This window comes from Bradyrhizobium sp. PSBB068 (assembly GCA_016839165.1).
GTDB lineage: Bacteria > Pseudomonadota > Alphaproteobacteria > Rhizobiales > Xanthobacteraceae > Bradyrhizobium.
The window spans coordinates 2723104-2743072 of record CP069300.1; the positions used below are offsets into that span (position 1 = coordinate 2723104).

Genomic DNA, 19969 nt, shown 5'->3' on the forward strand with positions numbered 1-19969 from the left:
CGACTTACCTGATGAAGCGCTCGAGAAAAGCGTCAACGGTGGCTTGCGAAATGATCCGTGTCGGCGCCGTTTTACCAACCACCCGCAGCCCCTCGACGAAACAGACGAGAATTCGGGCGGCACTTGAAGGTTCGACGCCGTCGGCCAGCTTGCCCGCCATTTTTGCCCGGGAAAGCGCATCTGCCACCCTGGCCTCCATGTCTCTGAAAAAGCCCGCGATGCGACGATCAACGTCGGCATCACGGCCAGCCAGTTCCATGGTGGTGGCTACCAACAGGCATCCGCGTCGGCCATTGGCACCGCTGTTGCGCTCGACATAGCCGGCAAGGTAGGCCCGCAGGCCGGCGACCGGCTCCCTGCGCGGGTCGAATTCGGCGTCCATCCGTGTCAGGGCATCGGCAATGTAGCGATCGAGCGCGCGCAGGAACAGCGAGTGCTTGTCGCCGAATGCGGCGTAGAGACTGCCGCGCGAGAGCTTCGTCGCACGAAGCAGGTCCGGCAGCGCCGTGGCGTGATAGCCGCGCGACCAGAACACATTCATTGCGCGTTCGACGGCGGCTTCGACGTCGAAACTCCGGGGGCGGCCACGGGGCGGCGGTACAGCGATCTGGCGGCTCATTGTTGATATATAGACTAATTGGTCTATAAATTGCAAGGGCGTTGCAAGAGGGAGAGCCCGGCCAACACGGTCACCAGCCCGGCCGCCTGCAGCTTGGCGCCGGCCGTATGTTCGCTCATGCGGACGACTACGTGAGCGCGACGCGGATCAACCCATTGCGATGCATGGCTGCATGGCACGGCGGCTGATCGCGAGGACCCATGTCCGGTGATGAGCGTGCACCCGTGCGGGGGACCACTTGTGCTTCAATCGCGTACCGCTCGGTGCCACGCCCGAGCTTTTGCCGTCGTCTCCTCGACGAACGCGGTTTTTCCGTTTCGATATGCCCCGATGTCGTCCTTTGACGAAGCGGCAAGCTCGCGCTTGATATCTGCGTAGGCGCGGGCTGCCTCGGGGTGTGCGCGAAGATAGTCGCGAAACACCACCAGTGCCTCCCATCGCGGATGCGATAGCTCCATCACATGCATGTGGTGCGTCCAGGGACCTGGCGGCCCCTTGCGGAAGAACAACTCGCGGGGGAGCCATGACGCGTATTCCGGCATGCAGATATAGCCGAGTGCCTCGAGCGGTGTCATGCAGCGCTGCCGGGCCTGTTCAAGGTTAGGGACACCAACCAAGAGGTCGATGATCGGCTTCGACGGGAGGCCTGGAACGGCAGTGCTGCCGACATGCTCAATGGCCAACGCGAATGGCGCGAGTGCCTGCGCGATCCGCGCGCGCTCCTGCGCGAACAGTGCGGGCCAGCTGGGGTCATAGTCGGAGACGACGATCGACCCGGCGCCGTACTTCTCCACGCTCACCTCCTGATCGTCCTTCTCGCAGACTATCACCCGGGCGGCGGCGATGCTTCGCTCAGGACCCCTGCTTCACCTCGATGGGCTTCGTCGCGAACTGCGGAAATGTCTCGGCCACGACGGGGCCGTCCAGCCGCCACGAATAGCAGCCGCCGACGAAGAATGGCGGCTCGGTGGCATCGCGCTGATGATCGAGCGAGTCGCGGCCCTTCGGGTTCTTGCCTGCGGTCGCGGTCTGGAACAGCGTCGTCACCGCGGGACCCAGCAGCTCGGCGAGATGGGTGCAGGTCTCCAGTCTGCCGATCTTGCGGCGCACCAGCTCGCGCCAGCCCTTGCCTATGCGTTCGCCGACCAGCCGCTGCAAAATCCCTTCGACGTCGAGGCAGGACGGGTAGGGCGTCGAGGCCATATTGGTGCCGGTCTCACGGATCGTGAAACTGTCGTCGACCGCGAGACGCAGCCTGATGTCGTGCACGGGATCGTCGGGTTGTTGCAGGCCGCGATGCCTGTCCTGTCGTGCATAGGGCTTGGTGTCGACCAGCCGCGCCTCGACTTCCCACAGCCCGTCGTCGCGGAGATAGCCGAGACATTCGACGGAGCGGCGGTGCATCAGGCGGCGGGGCTTGCCGTCGGCGTTGGTATCAGGTGCGGACATCGGAACTCGCTGGATTGGATCTAGAAACGATCCAATCGGCCGCGTGCCTCGATGTCAACGCATGCTGTCGGCGCGGCCCTATGCAGTGCGTAGGGCGGGTCAGGCGTCAGCTCACCCGCCGCTCGCGGTTCTCCCAATACGGCTTGCGCAGCTCGCGCTTCAGGATCTTGCCGGCGCCGGAGAGCGGCAGCGCCGTTGCGGTGATGTCGACGCTACGCGGGCATTTGTAGCCGGCGATCAACGTGTGGCAGTGCGCCATCAGCTCTTCCGGCGTGGCGCTGGCGCCGCTCTTCATCACCACGACGGCGTGAACCTGCTCGCCCCAGCGCTCGCTCGGAATGCCGATCACGGCGCACTGCGCCACGCTCGGGTGCTGGGCGAGAGCGTTCTCGACTTCGGCCGAATAGACGTTCTCGCCGCCGGAGATGATCATGTCCTTGACCCGGTCGACGACGTAAACGAAGCCGTCCGCATCCATGTAGCCGCCGTCCCCGGTGTGCATCCAGCCGTCGATCACGGCGCGCGCGGTCTCCTCCGGCCGTTCCCGATAGCCCATCATCACCATGTCACCGCGCACCGCGATCTCGCCGACGGTGCCCGTCGGCACGACCTTGTCCTCCGCATCGACGATCTTGACCTCGGCGCCGAGCGTGGCACGGCCGGCGCCGCGATGCCGGCCCTTGGCGCGGCCGTCGCCGATATGCTCCTTCCAGTGCAGCAGGGTTGCGATCGGCGACAGCTCGGTCATGCCGTAGGCTTGCGTGAACTCGACATGCGGCAACGCCTTCATCGCGCGCATCAGCACCGCGTCGCTGATCACCGAGGCGCCGTAGGCGATCCGCTTCAGCGACGACAGGTCGTAATTCGCGAGTGTCGGGTGATCGACGAACATCTGGATCATGGTCGGCACCAGCAGCACGTCGGTGACGCGCTCCTTCTGCACGGCAGCGGCGACGCCGTCGGGCGTAAAGCCCTGGATCACGACATTGGAGCCGCCCGACAACAGCACTGAATACATCGCCGCGCCGTTGGCGAGATGGAACATCGGCGCCGCGTGCAGGTAGATCGTGCTGCTGGGCCACAGGCCTTCGCCGAGGGCGTTGAGCGCATTGGCCATCAGGTTGCCGTGGCTCAGCATCACGCCCTTGGAGCGGCCGGTGGTGCCGCCGGTGTAGAAGATGCCGGCGAGATCGTCGCGGGTGCGCATCGCATCCGGAATCGGTTCGCTGCGCGTGATCAGCGTCTCATAGTTCTCCATGCCTTCAGGCGTTTCGCCCTCGTCGGCATAGATCAGCGTCAGACCGGGGATCGCGTCCGCGAGCGTCGCGCCGACCGCCGCGAACGCCTTGTCGACGAACAGGATCGTGGCGCGGCAGTCGCGCAGCGCGTCCTCGTTCTCGATCGGAGACCAGCGGATGTTGAGCGGCACGATCACGGCGCCGGCCCAGCCGACTGCCAGATAGAGCTCGAGATAGCGGTCGGAGTTCAGCGACAGGATTGCGACGCGGTCGCCATTCGCTGCGCCGAGCGCGCGGATGCCGGAGGCGAGGCGGGCGACGCGGGTGCCGACCTCGCGCCAGTTGCGGCGTCGCTCACCGCAGACGACCGCGAGGCCGTTTGGATTGACCTGCAGCGCGCGCCGCAGCCCGTGTGTGATGTTCACTCTGATTCTCCCTTGGTGTGTTTCCCTTGCGAGGCGGTTTGTCCGCCTTCTCTGCAGCCGGAACGGCTGCTTTCTGCGCTGTCTTGCGCGTTGCCGTCGTGGCAATCCCCTCGGTGAGGCGGATCGCGAATTCCTCGGCGACGGCGCGTCCGGTCATCGCGCCGCCGGGCTGGAACCAGTGTCCGATCCAGTTCAGCGAGCCCGCAATCGCGAACGCCGCGAGCTTCGGATCGCAGTGTTTCACCGAACCGTCCTCGACGCCACCAGCGATATAGTCGCGGAAGGCGCGATCGATCCGCCGCTTGGCGGTCTGCACGATCTTGCGGTTGTTCTCGCTGAGATCGCGGAGGTCGAACCTGACCAGGCTCTTGCCGTAGTCCTCGGTCATCAGCTCGGCATAGCGGACGATCAGCTTGCGCAGCTTGTCGAGCCCCGAGCCGCCGGCGGCCGAGGTCTCGGCGATGCAGTCGTCGACCAGCTCATTGCCGATCGACCAGCATTCGTAGAGGATCTCGTCCTTGCTGCGGAAGTAATTGTAGAGCGCCGGCTTGGTGATGTTGAGCCGTCTGGCGACCTCGTTCAGCGTGGCGCGATGGTAGCCCTGTTCCAGGAACAGCGCGACGGCCGTGCGCAGCACCGCCTCGCGCTTCTCATCGCGGGCGCGGCGCCGGCTCTCGAAGGGCAGCCAGGGGGACTGGCTGGAGGAGGGGATGTGACCGTCGTCCATCTCTTGAAGCCGGTGTCGTGAAGCCGATGCCGCATTGACTTTGCGTGATGTCCCGTATATTACCCATGGGTAATAAATAGTCCAGTGGGTAATTTTAGGGAGGACACGTGATGGCGTCACGCACCTATGTTGCCGGGGTCGGCATGATCCCGTTCGTCAAGCCCGGCGCCAATGCGCCGTATCATGTGATGGGCGCCGAGGCCGCGAAGCTCGCGCTCGCCGACGCCGGCCTCGACTACGGCAAGGTGCAGCAGGCGTATGTCGGCTACGTCTACGGCGACTCCACCTGCGGCCAGCGCGCGCTCTATCCGGTCGGCATGACCGGCATCCCGATCGTCAACGTCAACAACAATTGCTCGACCGGCTCGACCGCGCTGTTCCTGGCGCGGCAGGCGATCGAGTCCGGTGCGGCCGATTGCGTGATGGCGCTCGGCTTCGAGCAGATGAAGCCCGGCGCGCTCGGCGCCGTGTTCACCGACCGCCCCAGCGCGTTCGACGATTTCGACGCTGCGGCCGACAGACTGGTCGATGCGCCCGGCGTGCCGCTGGCGCTGCGCTATTTCGGCGGCGCGGGTCTCAGCCACATGAAGAAATACGGCACGCCGCTCTCGGCGTTCGCGAAAGTCCGCGCCAAGGCGAGCCGCCATGCCAGGAACAATCCGCTGGCGTTGTTCCGCAAGGAGGTCACCGCCGACGACGTGATGAACGACCAGGTGATCTGGCCGGGCGTGATGACGCGGCTGATGGCATGCCCGCCGACCTGCGGCGGCGCCGCCGCGATCCTGGTCTCGGAGAAATTCGCCGACCAGCACGGCCTCAACAAGCAGGTGCGCATCGCGGCGCAGGCGATGACGACCGACACGCCGTCGACCTTCGGCGCCTCCGACATGATGCAGGTGGTCGGCTACGACATGGCGCGCGATGCCGCGAGTAAGGTCTATGAAGCCGCCGGCATCGGACCTGCGGACCTCGACGTGGTCGAGCTGCACGACTGCTTCGCGCATAACGAGCTGATCACCTATGAAGGGCTCGGCCTGTGCGGCGAGGGCGAGGCCGCCAAGTTCATCGACGATGGCGACAACAGCTATGGCGGCCGGATCGTCACCAATCCGTCCGGCGGCCTGCTGTCGAAGGGCCATCCGCTCGGCGCCACCGGGCTTGCGCAATGCTACGAGCTGACCCGGCAGCTGCGCGGCACCGCGGCGGCGACGCAGGTGGAGGGCGCGCGGCTCGGCCTGCAGCACAATCTCGGTCTCGGCGGCGCCTGCGTCGTCACGCTCTACGAACGTGCCTGAGGCCGCCCATGGTCGATCAATCCGCCGTCGGGCGTGCATTCAAGCCGGTGACCGCGCGCGTCGAGCCGGGACGCCTGCGCTTCTTCCTCGATACGCTCGGCGAGACCAACCCGGTCTACCGTAATGGGGCGGCGGCGCCGGTGCCGCCGACCTATCTGTTCTGCCTCGAGATGATGGACGCGCCTGACCCGTTCGAGTTCCTGACCGCACTCGGCATCGATCTCGCCCGGGTGCTGCATGGCGAGCAGCGCTTCGATTATCACGCGCCCGTCGTGGTCGGCGACACCCTGACGTTCCGCCCAAGCGTCACGAGCGTGACCGACAAGAAGGGCGGGGCGATGACGCTGATCGTGGTCGATACACCGGTCACCAACCAGAACGGCGTCCATGTCGCCGATGTCTCGCGCACCATCGTGGTGCGCAATGCGAGGCCGTCATGAGCAGCAGCGTTCCCGCGGTCGGCGATGTCATCGTCCACAAGGAGTTTCCGCCGATCACCCGGCATCGCCTCGCGCTGTATTGCGGCGCTTCCGGCGACCACAACCCGATCCATGTCGACATCGACTTCGCCAAGGCGGCCGGGTTTCCCGACGTGTTCGCGCACGGCATGCTCGTGATGGGTTATCTCGGCCAGGCGCTGACCGATGCGGTCGCCCCCTCGCGGATCCGCTCGTTCTCGACCCGCTTTGCCGCGATCACCCAGCTCGGCGCGCAGCTGACCTGCGAAGGCATGGTGACCGAGTTGATCGAGCAGGGCGGTGAGCAGCGCGCGAAACTCGCGCTCACCACCAAGGACCAGCACGGCGAGATCAAGCTCGCCGGCGAAGCGATCATCGCGCTTTAGGAGAGATCATGTCGAAACTGCAAGGAAAGGTCGCGCTCGTCTCCGGCTCTGGCCGTGGCATCGGGCGGGCGATTGCGCTGAAGCTTGCGAGCGAGGGCGCGCGCGTCGTGGTCAATGACCTCGATGCCGAGCCGGGCAACGCGGTCGTCGCCGAGATCAAGGCCATGGGCGGCGAAGCGATCGCGGTCAATGGCAGCGTGACCGAGGCCGGCTTCGCCGATCGTTTCGTAGGCCGCGCCATCGAGCAGTTCGGCGGCCTCGACATCATCGTCAACAATGCCGGCTACACCTGGGACTCGACGATCCAGAAGATGACCGACGAGCAGTTCCAGGCGATGCTCGACGTCCATCTGGTCGCCCCGTTCCGCATCATGCGCGCGGCATCCGAGCCGATCCGGGTGCTGGCGAAGAAGGAGGCGGAAGCGGGCCGCGAGGTGTTCCGCAAGGTCGTCAACATCTCCTCGATCGCCGGTCTCTACGGCAATGCCGGTCAGGCGAGCTATTCATCCGCAAAGGCGTCGCTGATCGGGCTGACCCGCACCATGTGCAAGGAGTGGGGCCGCTACAAGGTCAACGTCAATTGCGTGGCGTTCGGCCTGATCAACACCCGCCTGACCCAGCCGATCGAGACCCAGCAGAAGACCATCGACGTCGCGGGCCGCGACATCAAGGTCGGGGTGCAGCCGCAGATGCTGGAGGCGATGGGCCGGATGATCCCGCTCGGCCGCGGCGGCACGCCGGAAGAGGCGGCGGACGCGGTCTATCTGTTCTGCAGCCCGGAATCGAACTACATCAGCGGTCAGGTGATCGTCGCCGGCGGCGGTCTGCTCATCTGATACGGGGATAACATGCACTACCGATCGTCCTGGATGACCGAGGAGCTGGACACCTTCCGTGACCAGTTCCGCAAATTCCTCGCCAAGGACCTGGCGCCGCATGCCGAAAAATGGCGCGCGCAGAAGCTGGTCGACCGCTCGGCCTGGCGCGCGCTCGGCGAGATGGGTGCATTGCTGCCGAGCGTGCCCGAGGCCTATGGCGGCCTCGGGACCACCTTCGCCTATGACGCGGCGGTGCTCGATGACCTCGAGAGCACCGTGCCGGAACTGACCACCGGCGTCTCCGTGCACAGCGCGATCGTCGCGCACTACATCCTCAACTACGGCTCGGAAGAGCAGAAGCGGCGCTGGCTGCCCAAGATGGCGTCGGGCGAGATGGTCGGCGCCATCGCGATGACCGAGCCCGGCACCGGCTCAGACCTGCAGGCCGTCAAGACCACGGCGAAGAAGCAGGGCAATGCTTACGTCATCAATGGCCAGAAGACGTTCATCACCAACGGCCAGGCCGCCGATCTCGTGATCGTGGTGGCGCGCACCGGCGCACCCGGCGCCAAGGGCATCTCATTGATCGTCGTCGAAACAGCCGGCGCGGAGGGCTATCGCCGCGGCCGCAACCTCGACAAGATCGGCCTGCACGCCTCCGACACCTCGGAGCTGTTCTTCGACAATGTCACGGTGCCGCCGGAGAACCTGCTCGGCAATGAGGAGGGCAACGGCTTCGCGCAGCTGATGCAGCAATTGCCGCAGGAGCGGCTGTCGCTCGCGATCGGCGCGGTCGCCTCGATGGAGCGCGCGGTCAAGATCACCGCCGACTACACCAAGGCGCGCACCGCGTTCGGCAAGCCGCTGATCGAGTTCCAGAACACCGCCTTCACGCTCGCCGAGCGCAAGACCGAGGCGATGATCGCCCGGGTCTTCGTCGACTGGTGCGTCGAGCGGCTGATCGCCGGCGACCTCGACACGGTCACCGCTTCGATGGCGAAATGGTGGTGCTCGCAGAAGCAGGTCGAGACCGCCGACGAATGCCTGCAGCTGCACGGCGGCTACGGCTACATGCAGGAATACCCGATCTCGCGGATGTTCATCGATTCCCGCATCCAGAAGATCTATGGCGGCACCAACGAGATCATGAAGGTCCTGATCGCGCGCTCGCTGTAGGCAAGCGCGCGATCTCGGCGGCGTTACATCGCCCGCACGTTCTTGAGGAACTTGTCGACCTGGACTTCCAGCTCGGAGGCGTTGCTGGCGACTTCTCCGGAGGCCGCGAGCACGTTCTCGGCGGCCTTGCTGGCATCGTCGATCGCCTTGGTGGTTCCGTTGATGTTCGCGGTGACCTCCTTGGTGGCCGCGGCCTGCTCCTCGACGGCGCTGGCGATCACGGTTGAGATCTCGCTGATCTGGACGATGACCTGCGAGATCGCCTTCAGCGCCGTGGCGGTGTTGCCGGTTGCGGTCTGCATCTCGTTGATCTGTGCCGAGATGTCCTCGGTGGCCTTGCCGGTCTGGTTGGCCAGCGCCTTGACCTCGGATGCGACCACGGCAAAGCCGCGTCCGGCCTCGCCGGCGCGCGCGGACTCGATCGTTGCGTTGAGCGCGAGCAGATTGGTCTGACCGGCGATCTGGTTGATCAGCGCGACGACGTCGCCGATCTTCTGCGCCATGGTCACGAGGCCTGCGACTAACTTGTCGGATTTCTCCGCTTCCTCGACCGCCATGCGGGCGATGCGGCTCGCCTCGGTCACCTGGCGGCTGATTTCGTTGACGGATGAGGAGAGCTCTTCGGAGGCGGACGCTGCACTCGCCGAACGCTGATTGACGAATTCGGCGGTCGTGGTCAGTGATCGGGCGGTGCCCTGCATCTGCGTCGAGGCCGATGACAGCATCCCGGCAAGACCCTTCACGTCCCTCTCGAAATCGTCGGCCAGCTTGATATTGCCGGTCACCACCGACCAGCTCAGCATCGCGCCGGTGTAGTTGCCGCGCTTGTCCATCAGCCCGGAGACCCTGAGGTCGAGCGTTTCCGGGCCGAGCTTGATCTTGGCCGCATGCGGCAGGTTCTTGGGATCGCCGATGATGCGGCGCTGATGCGCCGGGTTCTTGTGGAAGATATCGAACGAGTTGCCGAGGATCTGGTCCGGCCGCACCGGAAGCAGATGCTTCACGGTGTCGAGCGTCTTGAGGCTGGTCTGGTTGATGTAGGTGATGTTGAAGTCGGTGTCGCACATCATGATGTTGATCGGCATGTTGTCGAGCATCTGCAACAGCCGTTCGGTCTGGGTTTCGAGCCGCGCCTTCTCGGTCGCGAGCTCCCAGGTCAGCATCGGCCCCGAGTAGCGGCCGCGCGAATTGGTCATCGCCGTCACAGTGAGATCGAGCGTCTCGCCGCCGATGGTGATGCGGGCCTTGTGCGGCAGGTTCTTCGGATCGGACAATAACCGGCGCTGATGCTGCGGGTTCTTGTGAAAGATATCGATCGACTGACCGATCAGCGCGTCGACCTTCACCGGCAGCACATGCTCGATCTTCTTCAGATTCTGCCGCGTCGACTCGTTGATGTAGGTGATCCTGAAATCGCCCAGCTCGCAGAGCATGATGCTGATCGGCATGTCGTCGAACAGGCGGTAAGAATTGTCTGATGTAACTGCACTTGCAACGCTCTTGATTCCCAGCATCGAGTCCTCCGCAAGTTGAATGGGGTTACGACAGGTCGCACGAAGCCGCACGTCCCGCCGCGGCAGGGTGTGCAATGTGCGCAATGCATGTGCTGATTTTCGATGGAACCGTATGTGATTCGAGTTCGATCAAGAAGCGTATGCAATGTGCCGTGCGCGATGGCACAAGGCTGATTGCGCGATGCACGCGACGAGCGCAGTCGAATTCTGCGAGAAAGGCGACGATCTGCGGCGAAATTCGCGCGAACCAGCCCCGCAGCTGCCGAGCGGTTGCTTGCCGCACCGTAATCGTACGGTAGTGCGCGTGACCCGCACTATGTTCGTCAGCGTGCACATTGGCATTTTCTGCATATGGAAGCAGCCACACGCGCGTTGCAAGACGTCGGCATGGCGCGGCCGCCGAGCGCGTGTTCGATGTTGACGACATCGATCGGCGGATCACTTCACCGCGCACGCCCTGTCAGGCTGGCGCCGCCGCGCGATCACCACGACGCTGTGTCCACCGACGATGGGCCGGCTTCAGAATGCACCGGGAGGTTGTTGTCGGGCAGGGCGCGTTGCGCGATGGAGCCGGTGGCCCGCAGCGTGATATCCGTCCGTATGAGGTCGGCGGCGGGGCTCGGCAACCGGACGCGGTGGTCCTGCGCTCCGGCCGTGCCGCGGCGATCCCTGCGGCGATCGTCTGCTCTGCGGAAATCGACGATGGAATAGCGTTGCCCATTGCCTATCGCATGGCTTGACGTCGCTGCGGCCTCGCGACGCGGCTTCGGCCTTGCACCAAATTTCGGTCTATCATACCCCCGTGGGACGACGATCCGCGCGACGCCAAGGCGCGCCAATGCCCGCAGGGAGCCCTCATGACCAGAAGCAATGCCCGCACCGGAGGCCAGATCCTGATCGACCAGCTGGTCGCGCAGGGCGTGGAGCGCGTCACCTGCGTGCCGGGCGAGAGCTATCTGGCGGCGCTCGATGCGCTGCATGACAGCGCGATCGACGTCATGATCTGCCGCGCCGAGGGTGGCGCGGCGATGATGGCGGAAGCCTACGGCAAGCTCACCGGACGTCCGGGCATCTGCTTCGTCACCCGCGGCCCCGGCTCGACCAATGCCGCGCATGGCGTGCACATCGCGATGCAGGATTCCACCCCGATGATCCTGTTCGTCGGCCAGGTCGATACCGGGATGCGCGAGCGCGAGGCGTTCCAGGAGCTCGACTACAAGGCGGTGTTCGGCACCATGGCGAAATGGGCCGTCGAGATCGATCGTCCCGACCGCATTCCCGAGTTGGTCGCACGTGCCTTCCGCGTCGCGTTGCAGGGGCGGCCCGGTCCGGTGGTGATCTCGCTGCCGGAGAACATGCTGACCGAAACCGCAGCCGTCGCCGACGCGCCGAAGGTCGTGCCCGCGGCCACCTGGCCGGCGCCGGCCGATCTCGAGCGTCTCGGCGCGCTGCTCGCATCGGCCAAGGCGCCGATCGTGGTGCTCGGCGGTTCTGCCTGGACCGCAGAGGCGGCGAAAGGCATTGCGCGCTTTGCCGAGCGTTTTGATCTCCCGGTCGCGACCTCGTTCCGTCGCGCTTCGCTGATCGACGCCGACCACTCGCGCTATGCCGGCGATCTCGGCATCGGCCCGAGCCCGAAGCTCAGGGATCGCATCACCGGTGCCGACGTCATTCTCCTGATCGGCGGCCGCATGTCGGAGATGCCGTCATCGTCCTATACGCTGCTCGACATTCCCACACCGAGCCAGCAGCTGGTCCATGTCCATCCCGGCTCCGAGGAGCTCGGTCGGGTCTACCAGCCGGCGCTGGCGATCCAGGCGACGCCCGCAGCCTTCGCCTCCGCTGTCGAGACCATGAAGCCATCGGCCACGCCGGCCTGGAAGGGCGAGGCGGCGAAGGCGCACACGGATTATCTGGCCTGGACCGACAAGCCGCGCGAGCTGCCGGGCAATTTCCAATACGGCGAGGTCGTGACCTGGCTGCGCGATCGTTTGCCGAAGGATGCGATTGTCTGCAACGGCGCCGGCAATTATGCGGGCTGGATCCATCGCCACCATCGCTTCCACAGTTTCGCGGCCCAGCTCGCGCCGACCTCGGGCTCGATGGGCTATGGCGTGCCGGCGGCTGTGATGGCCAAGCGGCAGCATCCGGATCGCGTCGTCGTCGCGTTCGCCGGCGACGGTTGCTTCCTGATGAACGGGCAGGAGTTCGCCACCGCCGTGCAGTACGACGCGCCGCTGATCGTCGTCGTCATCGATAACGCGCAATATGGCACCATCCGCATGCATCAGGAGCGCGACTATCCCGGCCGCGTCGTCGGCACCCAGCTCAAGAATCCGGATTTTGCACTCTACGCCAAGGCGTTCGGCGGCCATGGCGAGCGGGTCGAGCGCACCGAGGATTTCGCGCCCGCCTTCGAGCGCGCGCTGGCCTCCGGCAAGCCCGCGATCCTGCACTGCCTGGTCGACCAGCGCGCGCTGTCGGTCGGCAAGGATTTTGTGCCACAGGCATGATCCGGAAAAGTGCGTAGCGGTTTTCCGAGCAAGATCATGCCCAAGAGAAAGGCCTCGCGCTAATGGCTCCGTCCACCGGCCGTCACGTCGCGATCATCGGCGCCGGTGCGGTCGGCGTGATCAGTGCCATCGAAGCGCTGCGCACGGGCCATCGCGTCACGCTGATTGATCCCGGCGAGCCCGGCGGTCAGCAGGCCGCGAGCTATGGCAATGCCGGCTGGCTGTCGTCGCATTCGGTGATCCCGCCGGCCGAACCCGGCACCTGGAAGAAGGTGCCGGGTTATTTGATGGACCCGCTCGGGCCGCTCGCGATCCGCTGGTCGTATCTGCCGAAGGCTTTGCCGTGGCTGGTCAAATATCTGCTGTCGAGCTGGACCGAGGCGCAGGTCGAGGCCACCGCGCGGGCGATGCGCAATCTGCTGAAGGACGCTCCGCTGCTGCACCGGCAGCTCGCCGAGGAAGCCGGCGTCCCCGAGTTGATCGAACGGCGCGGCGTGATGCATGTGTTTCCGTCGCGCGCGCCTTTCGACAAGGATCTCGGCTGGCGCATCCGCAAGCGCGTCGGCATCGAATGGCTGGAGCTCGACGAAAACGAGATGCGCCAGCGCGAGCCCGATCTGCATCCGCGCTACAAGTTCGGGGTCGTGGTCGAGGAGGCGGGCCGCTGCCGCGATCCCGGCGCCTATGTCGCGGCGCTCGCTGCGCACGCGATCGCGCACGGTGCCGCGCGCGTGGCTGCCAAGGCAACCGGCCTCAGGCTTGCGGGCGACAGGCTGGTCGCCGTGGTCAGCGAGAGCGGCGAGATCGCCTGCGATGCGGCAGTCGTTGCCGCCGGCGCGCGCTCCAAGCAGCTGACCGCATCGATCGGCGATCGGCTGCCGCTGGAAACCGAGCGCGGCTATCACGTCATGATCGAGAATCCGGAATCCGGACCGCGCAATTCGATGATGGCCTCGGATGCAAAGATGGTCGTCAACTGGACCGACAAGGGCCTGCGCGCCGCCGGCACGGTCGAGATCGCCGGGCTCGACGCCGAGCCGAACTGGCAGCGCGCCGAGATCCTGCGCGAGCATCTGTTCAGCATGTTCCCGAAGCTGCCGCGGGATATCCCGCCATCGCGGATCAAGACCTGGTTCGGCCACCGCCCGAGCATGCCCGACGGGCGTCCTTGCATTGGCCATGCCAGTGCGACGCGCGACGTGGTCTACGCCTTCGGCCACGGCCATGTCGGCCTGGTCGGCTCGGCCCGCACCGGCCGGCTGGTCGCGCAGCTGCTGAGCGGCCAGCCGCCGGAGATTCCGCTAGCACCGTTCGCGCCTGCGCGATTTCTGTAAGAGGAAACCTCAGCTGTCGCCGGCCCAGGCGGTGATCGCCGCCGGCGCGATCACACGCCTTGGCATATGCGGGTTGATCGTGCCGGCGCTGATGTCCTGCGTCTGAACCAGCAGGCTGCGCGCGAATGCCTTGGCATCCTGCTCGGATGCGAAGGTGCGGGTCTGGCGCGCGAAGCGATGGTGCCCGGCGTCGGGATTCCTCATCGCGAACGAGACGTACCAGATGGCCTTGTCCGTCTTCATTGCGCGTCTCTGGCGGCGCTGGTCCGCCCGCGCGAGCGGGACGCGTTGCTGAATGCTGGTTGTGCAAATTGTGCCAAACGAAAGGGTCCTGAAGCGTAACAGATGCCGCCCAAATAGCACCCGGCGGAGAAGTATACCAACACGAAGCCGGACGCGATGGCTCAACCGACGGGCGAAATGACAATGCGCCGCGGTGCCGTTGGTTCCCGCGACCCGCTGCGGCTTTCATGTGCCGTCGCGCAAGCCGTCCTGGCGTGCCGCGGCGATGGCCTTTTCAACCTCCGCCGCGAGCGCCGCGAGATGCTCGGCGAGCTTGGCGAACAGTTCGCGCTTCTGGATGTCCGTGGTGAGGTCGCGGATCAGGGCGCACTCCGCAGCATCGGTGCGAAGCTTTTCAAGATGCGTCAGCATGTCCTGCATTTTCCACCCGCCACCGTTTTCGGCAAACGGTAGGGAGCACGAAGCCCGCCGACAATAACGTGTGATATTTGCCGCCGGCATCCGACGAAGCAGATCCCGCCTTCGTCATTCCGGGGCTCGCCGTAGGCGAGAACCCGGAATCCGTTGGGACGCAGGTTCTGTGGATGAATGGATTCCGGGCTCGCGCCAGGAGGTGCGCCCCGGAATGACGAAGGAATGGATTGGCCTCCTGCCGCTGAGTTGCCCGACGAGGCAATTGAGTGGAAACGCGTCAAGTCCCCACGCGTAAAATATTTCGCTTTATCAGAAGTGCAACTTAGTGTACGGTCTGCTCGTCTCACCCGATCGAGGGGCGCTTCGCGATCGTCACGAACGCGGGTCGAGATGCGGTGGACGCCGAATGCGCAACTGACGAGTGCGCATGAGGCGGACGGTGAAGTCGTGTGGTCCTGACGCCCTCATGGCAGGTGTCTCTTCACATCGCGCGGTGCGCGTGGCGAAGACGGTGACAACAAAGCCTGGTCTCGCCGGGGAGAGCACGTATAAGCCGCAGCCCATCGCGCAGGGAAAGCCGGGTTGTTTCCGGTTACACCTGTGGTCCTACCCCCGAGCTTCTACCCATTTGCTCGGGGCCCATGGGTGCGATCGGCACCCGGCTTTCCCTGCGCCCTCTGCTCAATTGAGGGCGAAACGACGAGCAAAACCTCGGGCAAATCATGTCGCGAGAACGCGGATATTTGTGCGCTTCAGCGCATCGGACCAAAGCTCTTCAGCGCCTCCACGACGATGACTTCGCCAGCTTCCTGCACGAAATGTCCGGCATCGGGCAGTTCGAGCGGCGGCGGACAGTTTCGGATCACCTGCCGCAGCCCGTTCATCACCGGCGGCCCGAGCACCGGGTCCTTCATACCGACCGCCATGAAGCTCTGTCCGCTCCACTGCTGCGACCAGAAGTCCCGCGCGCGCCGGGACAGCGCCGCGCCGCCGGCATCGGGCCGGTCCGGCACCAGGTTGGGAAAGCGTCGGACGCCGGCCTTGTACCGCTGGTCCGGATAGGGGGCGGCATAGGCGGCGGCCTGCTTGTCTGCGAGACCGGGGACTGCGCGCTGCATCAACGCCGCGATGTCCATGTCCGGGCTGCGATTGGAGAAGGCCCGCCACGCAAGAAAGCCCTCGCCGAGCGGCGCGTCGCCGGTGCCGAGCATCGTATTCATCACCAGCAGTCGATCGAAGCGATCCGCCATGTCCATCGGTATCGTTAGTCCGATCAGCCCTCCCCAATCCTGGCACACCAGCATGACGCGGCGCAGGTCGAGCGCCTCGATCAAGGACATCACCGAGGATCGATGGAAATCGAAGGTGTAGACGTCTTCGTCGACGGGCTTGTCGGAGCGGCCGAAGCCGAACAAGTCCGGCGCCAGGACGCGCAAGCCCGCGGCCAGAAACGCCGGGATCATGTTGCGATAGAGGTAGGCCCAGGTCGGCTGGCCGTGCAGACAGAGCGCCACCGGGGCGGTCTTCGGTCCCTCGTCGAGATAGTGCATACGCAGCGCGCCGATCTCCACGTAGCGCGGCGCGAAGGCAAATCCGGGAAGTTCGGCGAAGCGCTCGTCCGGTGTTCGAAGCAGCTGCATGTGTCTCCCTTTCTACTCGACGTTCGGTCGCGTGAGCTTTCCCATGATAGTCTATCATAAGTCATGATGGCCAATCGGAGATGAAATGACTGTCGTCACATCAAGGACCGGCGAAACGCTGCTCTTGACCATCGATCGGCCGCCGGTCAACGCGCTCGATCTCGACGCGATCGCGTCGCTTGAGCAGGCATTTGCCGCGGCTGCCGCGGACGGCCCGGCGAACGGCGTAGTGCTCACCGGCGCCGGTCAGGTGTTCTCGGCGGGGGTCGATACGCGGGCATTTGCGCGCTACGCGCGCGAGCAGCGCCATGCCATGGTGCGCGCGATCACGCGCATGCTCGCGCGCCTGCTGGCGATTCCTGTTCCCGTCGTGGCGGCAGTCAATGGCCATGCGCTAGGCGGCGGCTTCGTGCTCATGCTGGGATGCGACTATCGTCTCGCGGTCGACAGCGCGGCCGCAAAGCTCGGCATGACCGAGGCGCAGGCCGGCATCCCGTTCCCGGTGGGGCCCCTCGAAGTGATGCGCCATGAGCTTTCGCCGGAATTGTTGCGCCGTCTGACGCTGACGAGCGCCGTGCTCGACACGCGCCAGTGCCTCGATCAGCGGATCATTGATGCGGTTTGCGCGGGGGCAGACCTGCAAGCCGGATCGATCGCTGCGGCAAGGAGCCTTGCCGCTCAGCCGGGATTTCGTACGGTGAAGCGGCAAATCCGCGGCCAGCTTGCTGCGCGCCTCGAGGAGTTGGCCTTGAGCGGGCAGGATGCGTTTCTCTCATCGTTCGACTGACCAGACGCAATGCCTGCCGTGGTTCGTCTAGCCGATCCGCACCACCATCTTGCCGAGCGCGGCACGGGTCTGCATCGTCGTGAATGCCGCGCGGAAATCGTCGAACGCGAACACCTTGCCGACAACGGGGGGCAATCGGCCCTCGTTCAGCCACGCCGACAATTGCGTCATCACGCGCGCCTGCGCTTCGGGCTCACGGCGCGCGATCTGGGCGGCGTCGACGCCGATAAGGATACCGCCTTTCAGGAGCGGCAGATTGAACGGCAGAGCGGGGATCTGGCCGGCGGCAAAGCCGACCACGACATGGCGCCCATTCCAGGCGATCGAGCGGAACGCCTGCAGCGAGACCTCGCCGCCGACCGGATCGAAGATCACGTCGGGGCCATGGCCGCCGGTTGCGTCCTTCAGCGCGTCGCGCCATTCGGGCTTGGTGTAGTCGACCACGGCGTCGGCGCCGAAGCTTGCGGCGAAGTTGCGCTTCTCCTCGGTCGAGGCCGCGGCGACGACGCGCGCGCCGAGCAGCTTGCCGACCTGGATCGCGGCGACACCGGTGCCGCCGGCGGCGCCCAGCACCAGCAGCTGCTCGCCGGCTTTGAGCGCGCCGCGCTCGGCGAGCGCATACAATGCTGTGAGATAGTTGGTGCGGAAGGCAGCCGCGGCTTCCATCGACAATCCGTCCGGCATGATCTCGACGGCGGCGGGCGGCACCACGATGTGTTCGGCCAGCGCGCCCGAGCGCGCCGCGCCCATCACCCGCATGCCCGGCGCGATACCGGTGACATCGCTCGCGACCGCATCGACCACGCCTGCGAATTCAGCGCCGGGTGTGAAGGGCAGGGCATCCTTGGTCTGGTAGCGGCCCTCGACCTTCAGCCCATCGACGAAGCCGATGCTCGCGGCGTGGACCCGGACTCGGATCTGTCCGGCGGCGGGGTCAGGGGTTGCGATCTCCTTCAGCCCGATCCGATCGATGGGTGCATATTGCTCGACGACGACCGCCTTCATCCTGTCCTGCTCGCTGGTTGGTTTCCTCTGGCAGAAGCTATCTCATGTCCGTTGTTCTACGGGGAGGCCTTTTGCGCATGGCGCGGCGGCGGTCCGGGCAGAAAGCCAACATCTTCAACGACATCGCGAAATTGCCGGCGTTTACCCGTTGTTATCCCTACCAAATTCGGTAACGCGTCCTTAAGCGCATTAACGTTAGGGTTTTTCCACGCGGCCCGCCCCGGGGCTGCGCGCCGTCCAGGACAGGCGGGTTGCGTTCGCGTTGGAGTTTTTCATGGATATCATGACAGGCGCCGGGCTGCTGGCCGGCATCATCGTCATCGCGGTGATGATGTTCATGGGCGGCGACCTGCACATGTTCATTTCCGAGCATGCCATGATCATCATCTTCGGCGGTTCGATCGCGGCGACGATGATCCGCTTTCCGCTCGGCGTGATGCTGCATGGTCTGCCGCTCGGCGCCAAGTTCGCCTTCACGATGAGCCGGCTGTCGGCGCGCGACCTCGTCGAGGAGCTCGCCCGCATCGCCGAGATCGCCCGCAAGCAGGGCCCGGTCGGCCTGGAAAAGGTCGAGACCGACGAGCCGTTCCTCGCCAAGGGCATCCGCTATGTCGCCGACGGCTACGATCTCGAATTCATCCGCGACAATCTGGAACGCGACCGCGACAATTTCCTGATGCACCTCGACGAGGGCAGCAAGATCTATCGCGCGATCGGCGACTGCGCGCCCGCGTTCGGCATGATCGGCACGCTGATCGGCATGGTGCAGATGTTCGCCAACATGACCGACCCCTCCAAGCTCGGCCCGTTCATGGCGACCGCGTTGCTCGCGACGCTGTACGGCGCGCTGGTCGCCAACCTGTTCTGCCTGCCGATCGCCGACAAGCTGCACGGCAAGCTGCTCGACGAGGAGACCAACCGCACGCTGATCATCGACGGCATCCTGATGATCCGCGATTCCAAGAGCCCGGCGCTGGTGCGCGAGATGCTGCTGGCCTATCTGCCGGAGAAGCATCGCCACGAGGAAGGCGAGCCGGTTCCGGCCTGATCGGCCGGCGCTTTCGGGAAACGCAGCCGGAAAAAAACGCGACAATGGCCAAGAAAAAACGCGGCGACGCTCACGGTGGAGGTCACGGCTGGTTCGTGACCTTCGCGGACCTGATGGGCCTGATGATGAGCTTCTTCGTGATGCTCGTCGCGTTCTCGACCATGGACAACAACAAGCTGAAGATCGTCGCGGGCTCGATGCGCGACGCCTTCGGCGTGCAGACCACTGTGCGCTACTCCGGCATCGTCGAGTCCGACGGCCTGCCGACCCGGCCGAAGCTGAAGAATGTCGAGCACATCTCGCCGGAAGATTCCTCGGCCAATCCGACGCCGGACGAAAAGGAGCGCAGCCAGCTCAACGGCGCGCGGCTGAAGATCGACCGCGAATTCGCGCTCGCCTCCGCTTCGTTGCGGCAGGCGCTGCAGGACATGCCGGAGCTGACCGAGATCTCCAAGAACATCATGTTCGAGGAGACCAAGGAGGGCCTCAACCTCGAGATCGTCGATCAGGACGGCCGCTCGATGTTCGCCGACGGTTCCAGGGAGCCGTATGAGCGCACCCGCCGGCTGATCCAGAAGCTTGCCGCGCCGTTGAAGGCGACGCCGCTGCGGGTCGCGATCGTGGGGCATACAGCCGCAGGCTTCGTGCCGGCGCGCAGCGATTACGACGCCTTCGACCTGTCCGCCGACCGCGCCAACGCGGTGCGGCAGATCCTGGAGCGGGAAGGCCTGCCGCCGTCGCACGTCTTCGCGGTTTCCGGCAAGGCAGACGGCCAGCCGCTGTTTCCCGACGATCCGACGCTGCCGGCGAACCGTCGCGTGACCATCACGTTGATGCGGGAAAATCCGCCACTGCCGCCGGATCTGAAGCCGTAGCCGCA

At 65.3% G+C, this 19969-nt stretch carries 20 protein-coding genes; 10 read left to right on the top strand and 10 right to left on the bottom strand.

Annotated elements, in window-relative coordinates; translation table 11 throughout:
* Positions 1-4 precede the first annotated feature (4 nt).
* From JQ507_12485 to JQ507_12505, 5 genes are all read right to left on the bottom strand, one after another.
* Positions 5-619, bottom strand: coding sequence for a TetR/AcrR family transcriptional regulator (locus JQ507_12485; protein QRI72225.1), 615 nt, complete (start codon positions 617-619; stop codon positions 5-7).
* 245 nt (positions 620-864) lie between these two features.
* Positions 865-1413, bottom strand: coding sequence for a GrpB family protein (locus JQ507_12490; protein ID QRI72226.1), 549 nt, complete (start codon positions 1411-1413; stop codon positions 865-867).
* A 58-nt stretch (positions 1414-1471) separates the two neighbouring features.
* Positions 1472-2068, bottom strand: coding sequence for a DUF2889 domain-containing protein (locus tag JQ507_12495; protein QRI72227.1), 597 nt, complete (start codon positions 2066-2068; stop codon positions 1472-1474).
* A 106-nt stretch (positions 2069-2174) separates the two neighbouring features.
* Positions 2175-3731, bottom strand: a complete 1557-nt coding sequence (locus tag JQ507_12500) for a long-chain fatty acid--CoA ligase (protein ID QRI72228.1) — start codon at positions 3729-3731, stop codon at positions 2175-2177.
* Positions 3661-4458, bottom strand: a complete 798-nt coding sequence (locus JQ507_12505) for a TetR family transcriptional regulator (protein ID QRI72229.1) — start codon at positions 4456-4458, stop codon at positions 3661-3663. The genes JQ507_12500 and JQ507_12505 overlap by 71 nt, the downstream gene beginning before the upstream one ends.
* A 110-nt stretch (positions 4459-4568) precedes the next feature.
* Here JQ507_12505 and JQ507_12510 point away from each other — a divergent pair, with 110 nt between their 5' ends.
* Genes JQ507_12510 through JQ507_12530 form a run of 5 tightly spaced genes read left to right on the top strand, consistent with a single transcriptional unit; the run spans position 4569 to position 8591 of the window.
* A complete protein-coding gene (locus JQ507_12510) occupies positions 4569-5753 on the top strand; it encodes a lipid-transfer protein (protein QRI72230.1) in 1185 nt (394 codons plus the stop codon).
* An 8-nt stretch (positions 5754-5761) separates the two neighbouring features.
* On the top strand, positions 5762-6193 hold the full coding sequence (locus tag JQ507_12515) for a MaoC family dehydratase N-terminal domain-containing protein (GenBank protein QRI72231.1): 432 nt from the start codon (positions 5762-5764) through the stop codon (positions 6191-6193).
* The gene (locus JQ507_12520) at positions 6190-6597 is read left to right on the top strand and encodes a MaoC family dehydratase (GenBank protein ID QRI72232.1); all 408 of its coding nucleotides are present in this window, start codon (positions 6190-6192) and stop codon (positions 6595-6597) included. The genes JQ507_12515 and JQ507_12520 overlap by 4 nt, the downstream gene beginning before the upstream one ends.
* A gap of 8 nt (positions 6598-6605) precedes the next feature.
* A complete protein-coding gene (locus tag JQ507_12525) occupies positions 6606-7433 on the top strand; it encodes an SDR family oxidoreductase (protein QRI72233.1) in 828 nt (275 codons plus the stop codon).
* 12 nt (positions 7434-7445) lie between these two features.
* On the top strand, positions 7446-8591 hold the full coding sequence (locus JQ507_12530) for an acyl-CoA dehydrogenase family protein (protein ID QRI72234.1): 1146 nt from the start codon (positions 7446-7448) through the stop codon (positions 8589-8591).
* A 23-nt stretch (positions 8592-8614) separates the two neighbouring features.
* Here JQ507_12530 and JQ507_12535 read toward each other — a convergent pair whose 3' ends face one another.
* On the bottom strand, positions 8615-10105 hold the full coding sequence (locus tag JQ507_12535; GenBank protein ID QRI72235.1) for a PAS domain-containing protein: 1491 nt from the start codon (positions 10103-10105) through the stop codon (positions 8615-8617).
* 857 nt (positions 10106-10962) lie between these two features.
* On the opposite strand from JQ507_12535, the gene JQ507_12540 reads away from it, so the two are divergent.
* Entirely contained in the window at positions 10963-12618 is a 1656-nt protein-coding gene (locus JQ507_12540; protein ID QRI72236.1) for a thiamine pyrophosphate-binding protein, read from the top strand.
* Positions 12619-12680: 62 nt separating this feature from the next.
* Positions 12681-13952: an FAD-dependent oxidoreductase gene (locus JQ507_12545; GenBank protein QRI72237.1), complete on the top strand. Its 1272-nt coding sequence runs from the start codon at positions 12681-12683 to the stop codon at positions 13950-13952.
* Between the two features lie 9 nt (positions 13953-13961).
* Here JQ507_12545 and JQ507_12550 read toward each other — a convergent pair whose 3' ends face one another.
* The 3 genes from JQ507_12550 to JQ507_12560 all read right to left on the bottom strand — a co-directional run bounded on the left by JQ507_12550 (position 13962) and on the right by JQ507_12560 (position 16249).
* Entirely contained in the window at positions 13962-14195 is a 234-nt protein-coding gene (locus tag JQ507_12550) for a hypothetical protein (GenBank protein ID QRI72238.1), read from the bottom strand.
* Between the two features lie 225 nt (positions 14196-14420).
* A complete protein-coding gene (locus tag JQ507_12555) occupies positions 14421-14615 on the bottom strand; it encodes a hypothetical protein (GenBank protein ID QRI72239.1) in 195 nt (64 codons plus the stop codon).
* A 746-nt stretch (positions 14616-15361) separates the two neighbouring features.
* Entirely contained in the window at positions 15362-16249 is an 888-nt protein-coding gene (locus tag JQ507_12560; GenBank protein QRI72240.1) for an alpha/beta fold hydrolase, read from the bottom strand.
* A 124-nt stretch (positions 16250-16373) separates the two neighbouring features.
* On the opposite strand from JQ507_12560, the gene JQ507_12565 reads away from it, so the two are divergent.
* Positions 16374-17036 (top strand): enoyl-CoA hydratase/isomerase family protein, encoded by a 663-nt coding sequence (locus tag JQ507_12565; protein QRI72241.1) that lies wholly within the window; start codon positions 16374-16376, stop codon positions 17034-17036.
* A gap of 27 nt (positions 17037-17063) precedes the next feature.
* Here the strand turns inward: JQ507_12565 and JQ507_12570 are convergent, their stop codons facing one another.
* Positions 17064-18041 carry an NADPH:quinone oxidoreductase family protein gene (locus JQ507_12570; GenBank protein ID QRI72242.1) on the bottom strand — a complete coding sequence of 326 codons (978 nt, stop codon included), beginning with the start codon at positions 18039-18041 and terminating at the stop codon, positions 17064-17066.
* Positions 18042-18315: 274 nt separating this feature from the next.
* On the opposite strand from JQ507_12570, the gene JQ507_12575 reads away from it, so the two are divergent.
* Both JQ507_12575 and JQ507_12580 read left to right on the top strand, forming a co-directional pair.
* Complete coding sequence (locus tag JQ507_12575) at positions 18316-19089, top strand: MotA/TolQ/ExbB proton channel family protein (GenBank protein ID QRI72243.1); 774 nt, start codon at positions 18316-18318, stop codon at positions 19087-19089.
* A 44-nt stretch (positions 19090-19133) separates the two neighbouring features.
* Positions 19134-19964: a flagellar motor protein MotB gene (locus tag JQ507_12580; GenBank protein QRI72244.1), complete on the top strand. Its 831-nt coding sequence runs from the start codon at positions 19134-19136 to the stop codon at positions 19962-19964.
* The last annotated feature ends 5 nt before the right edge of the window (positions 19965-19969 follow it).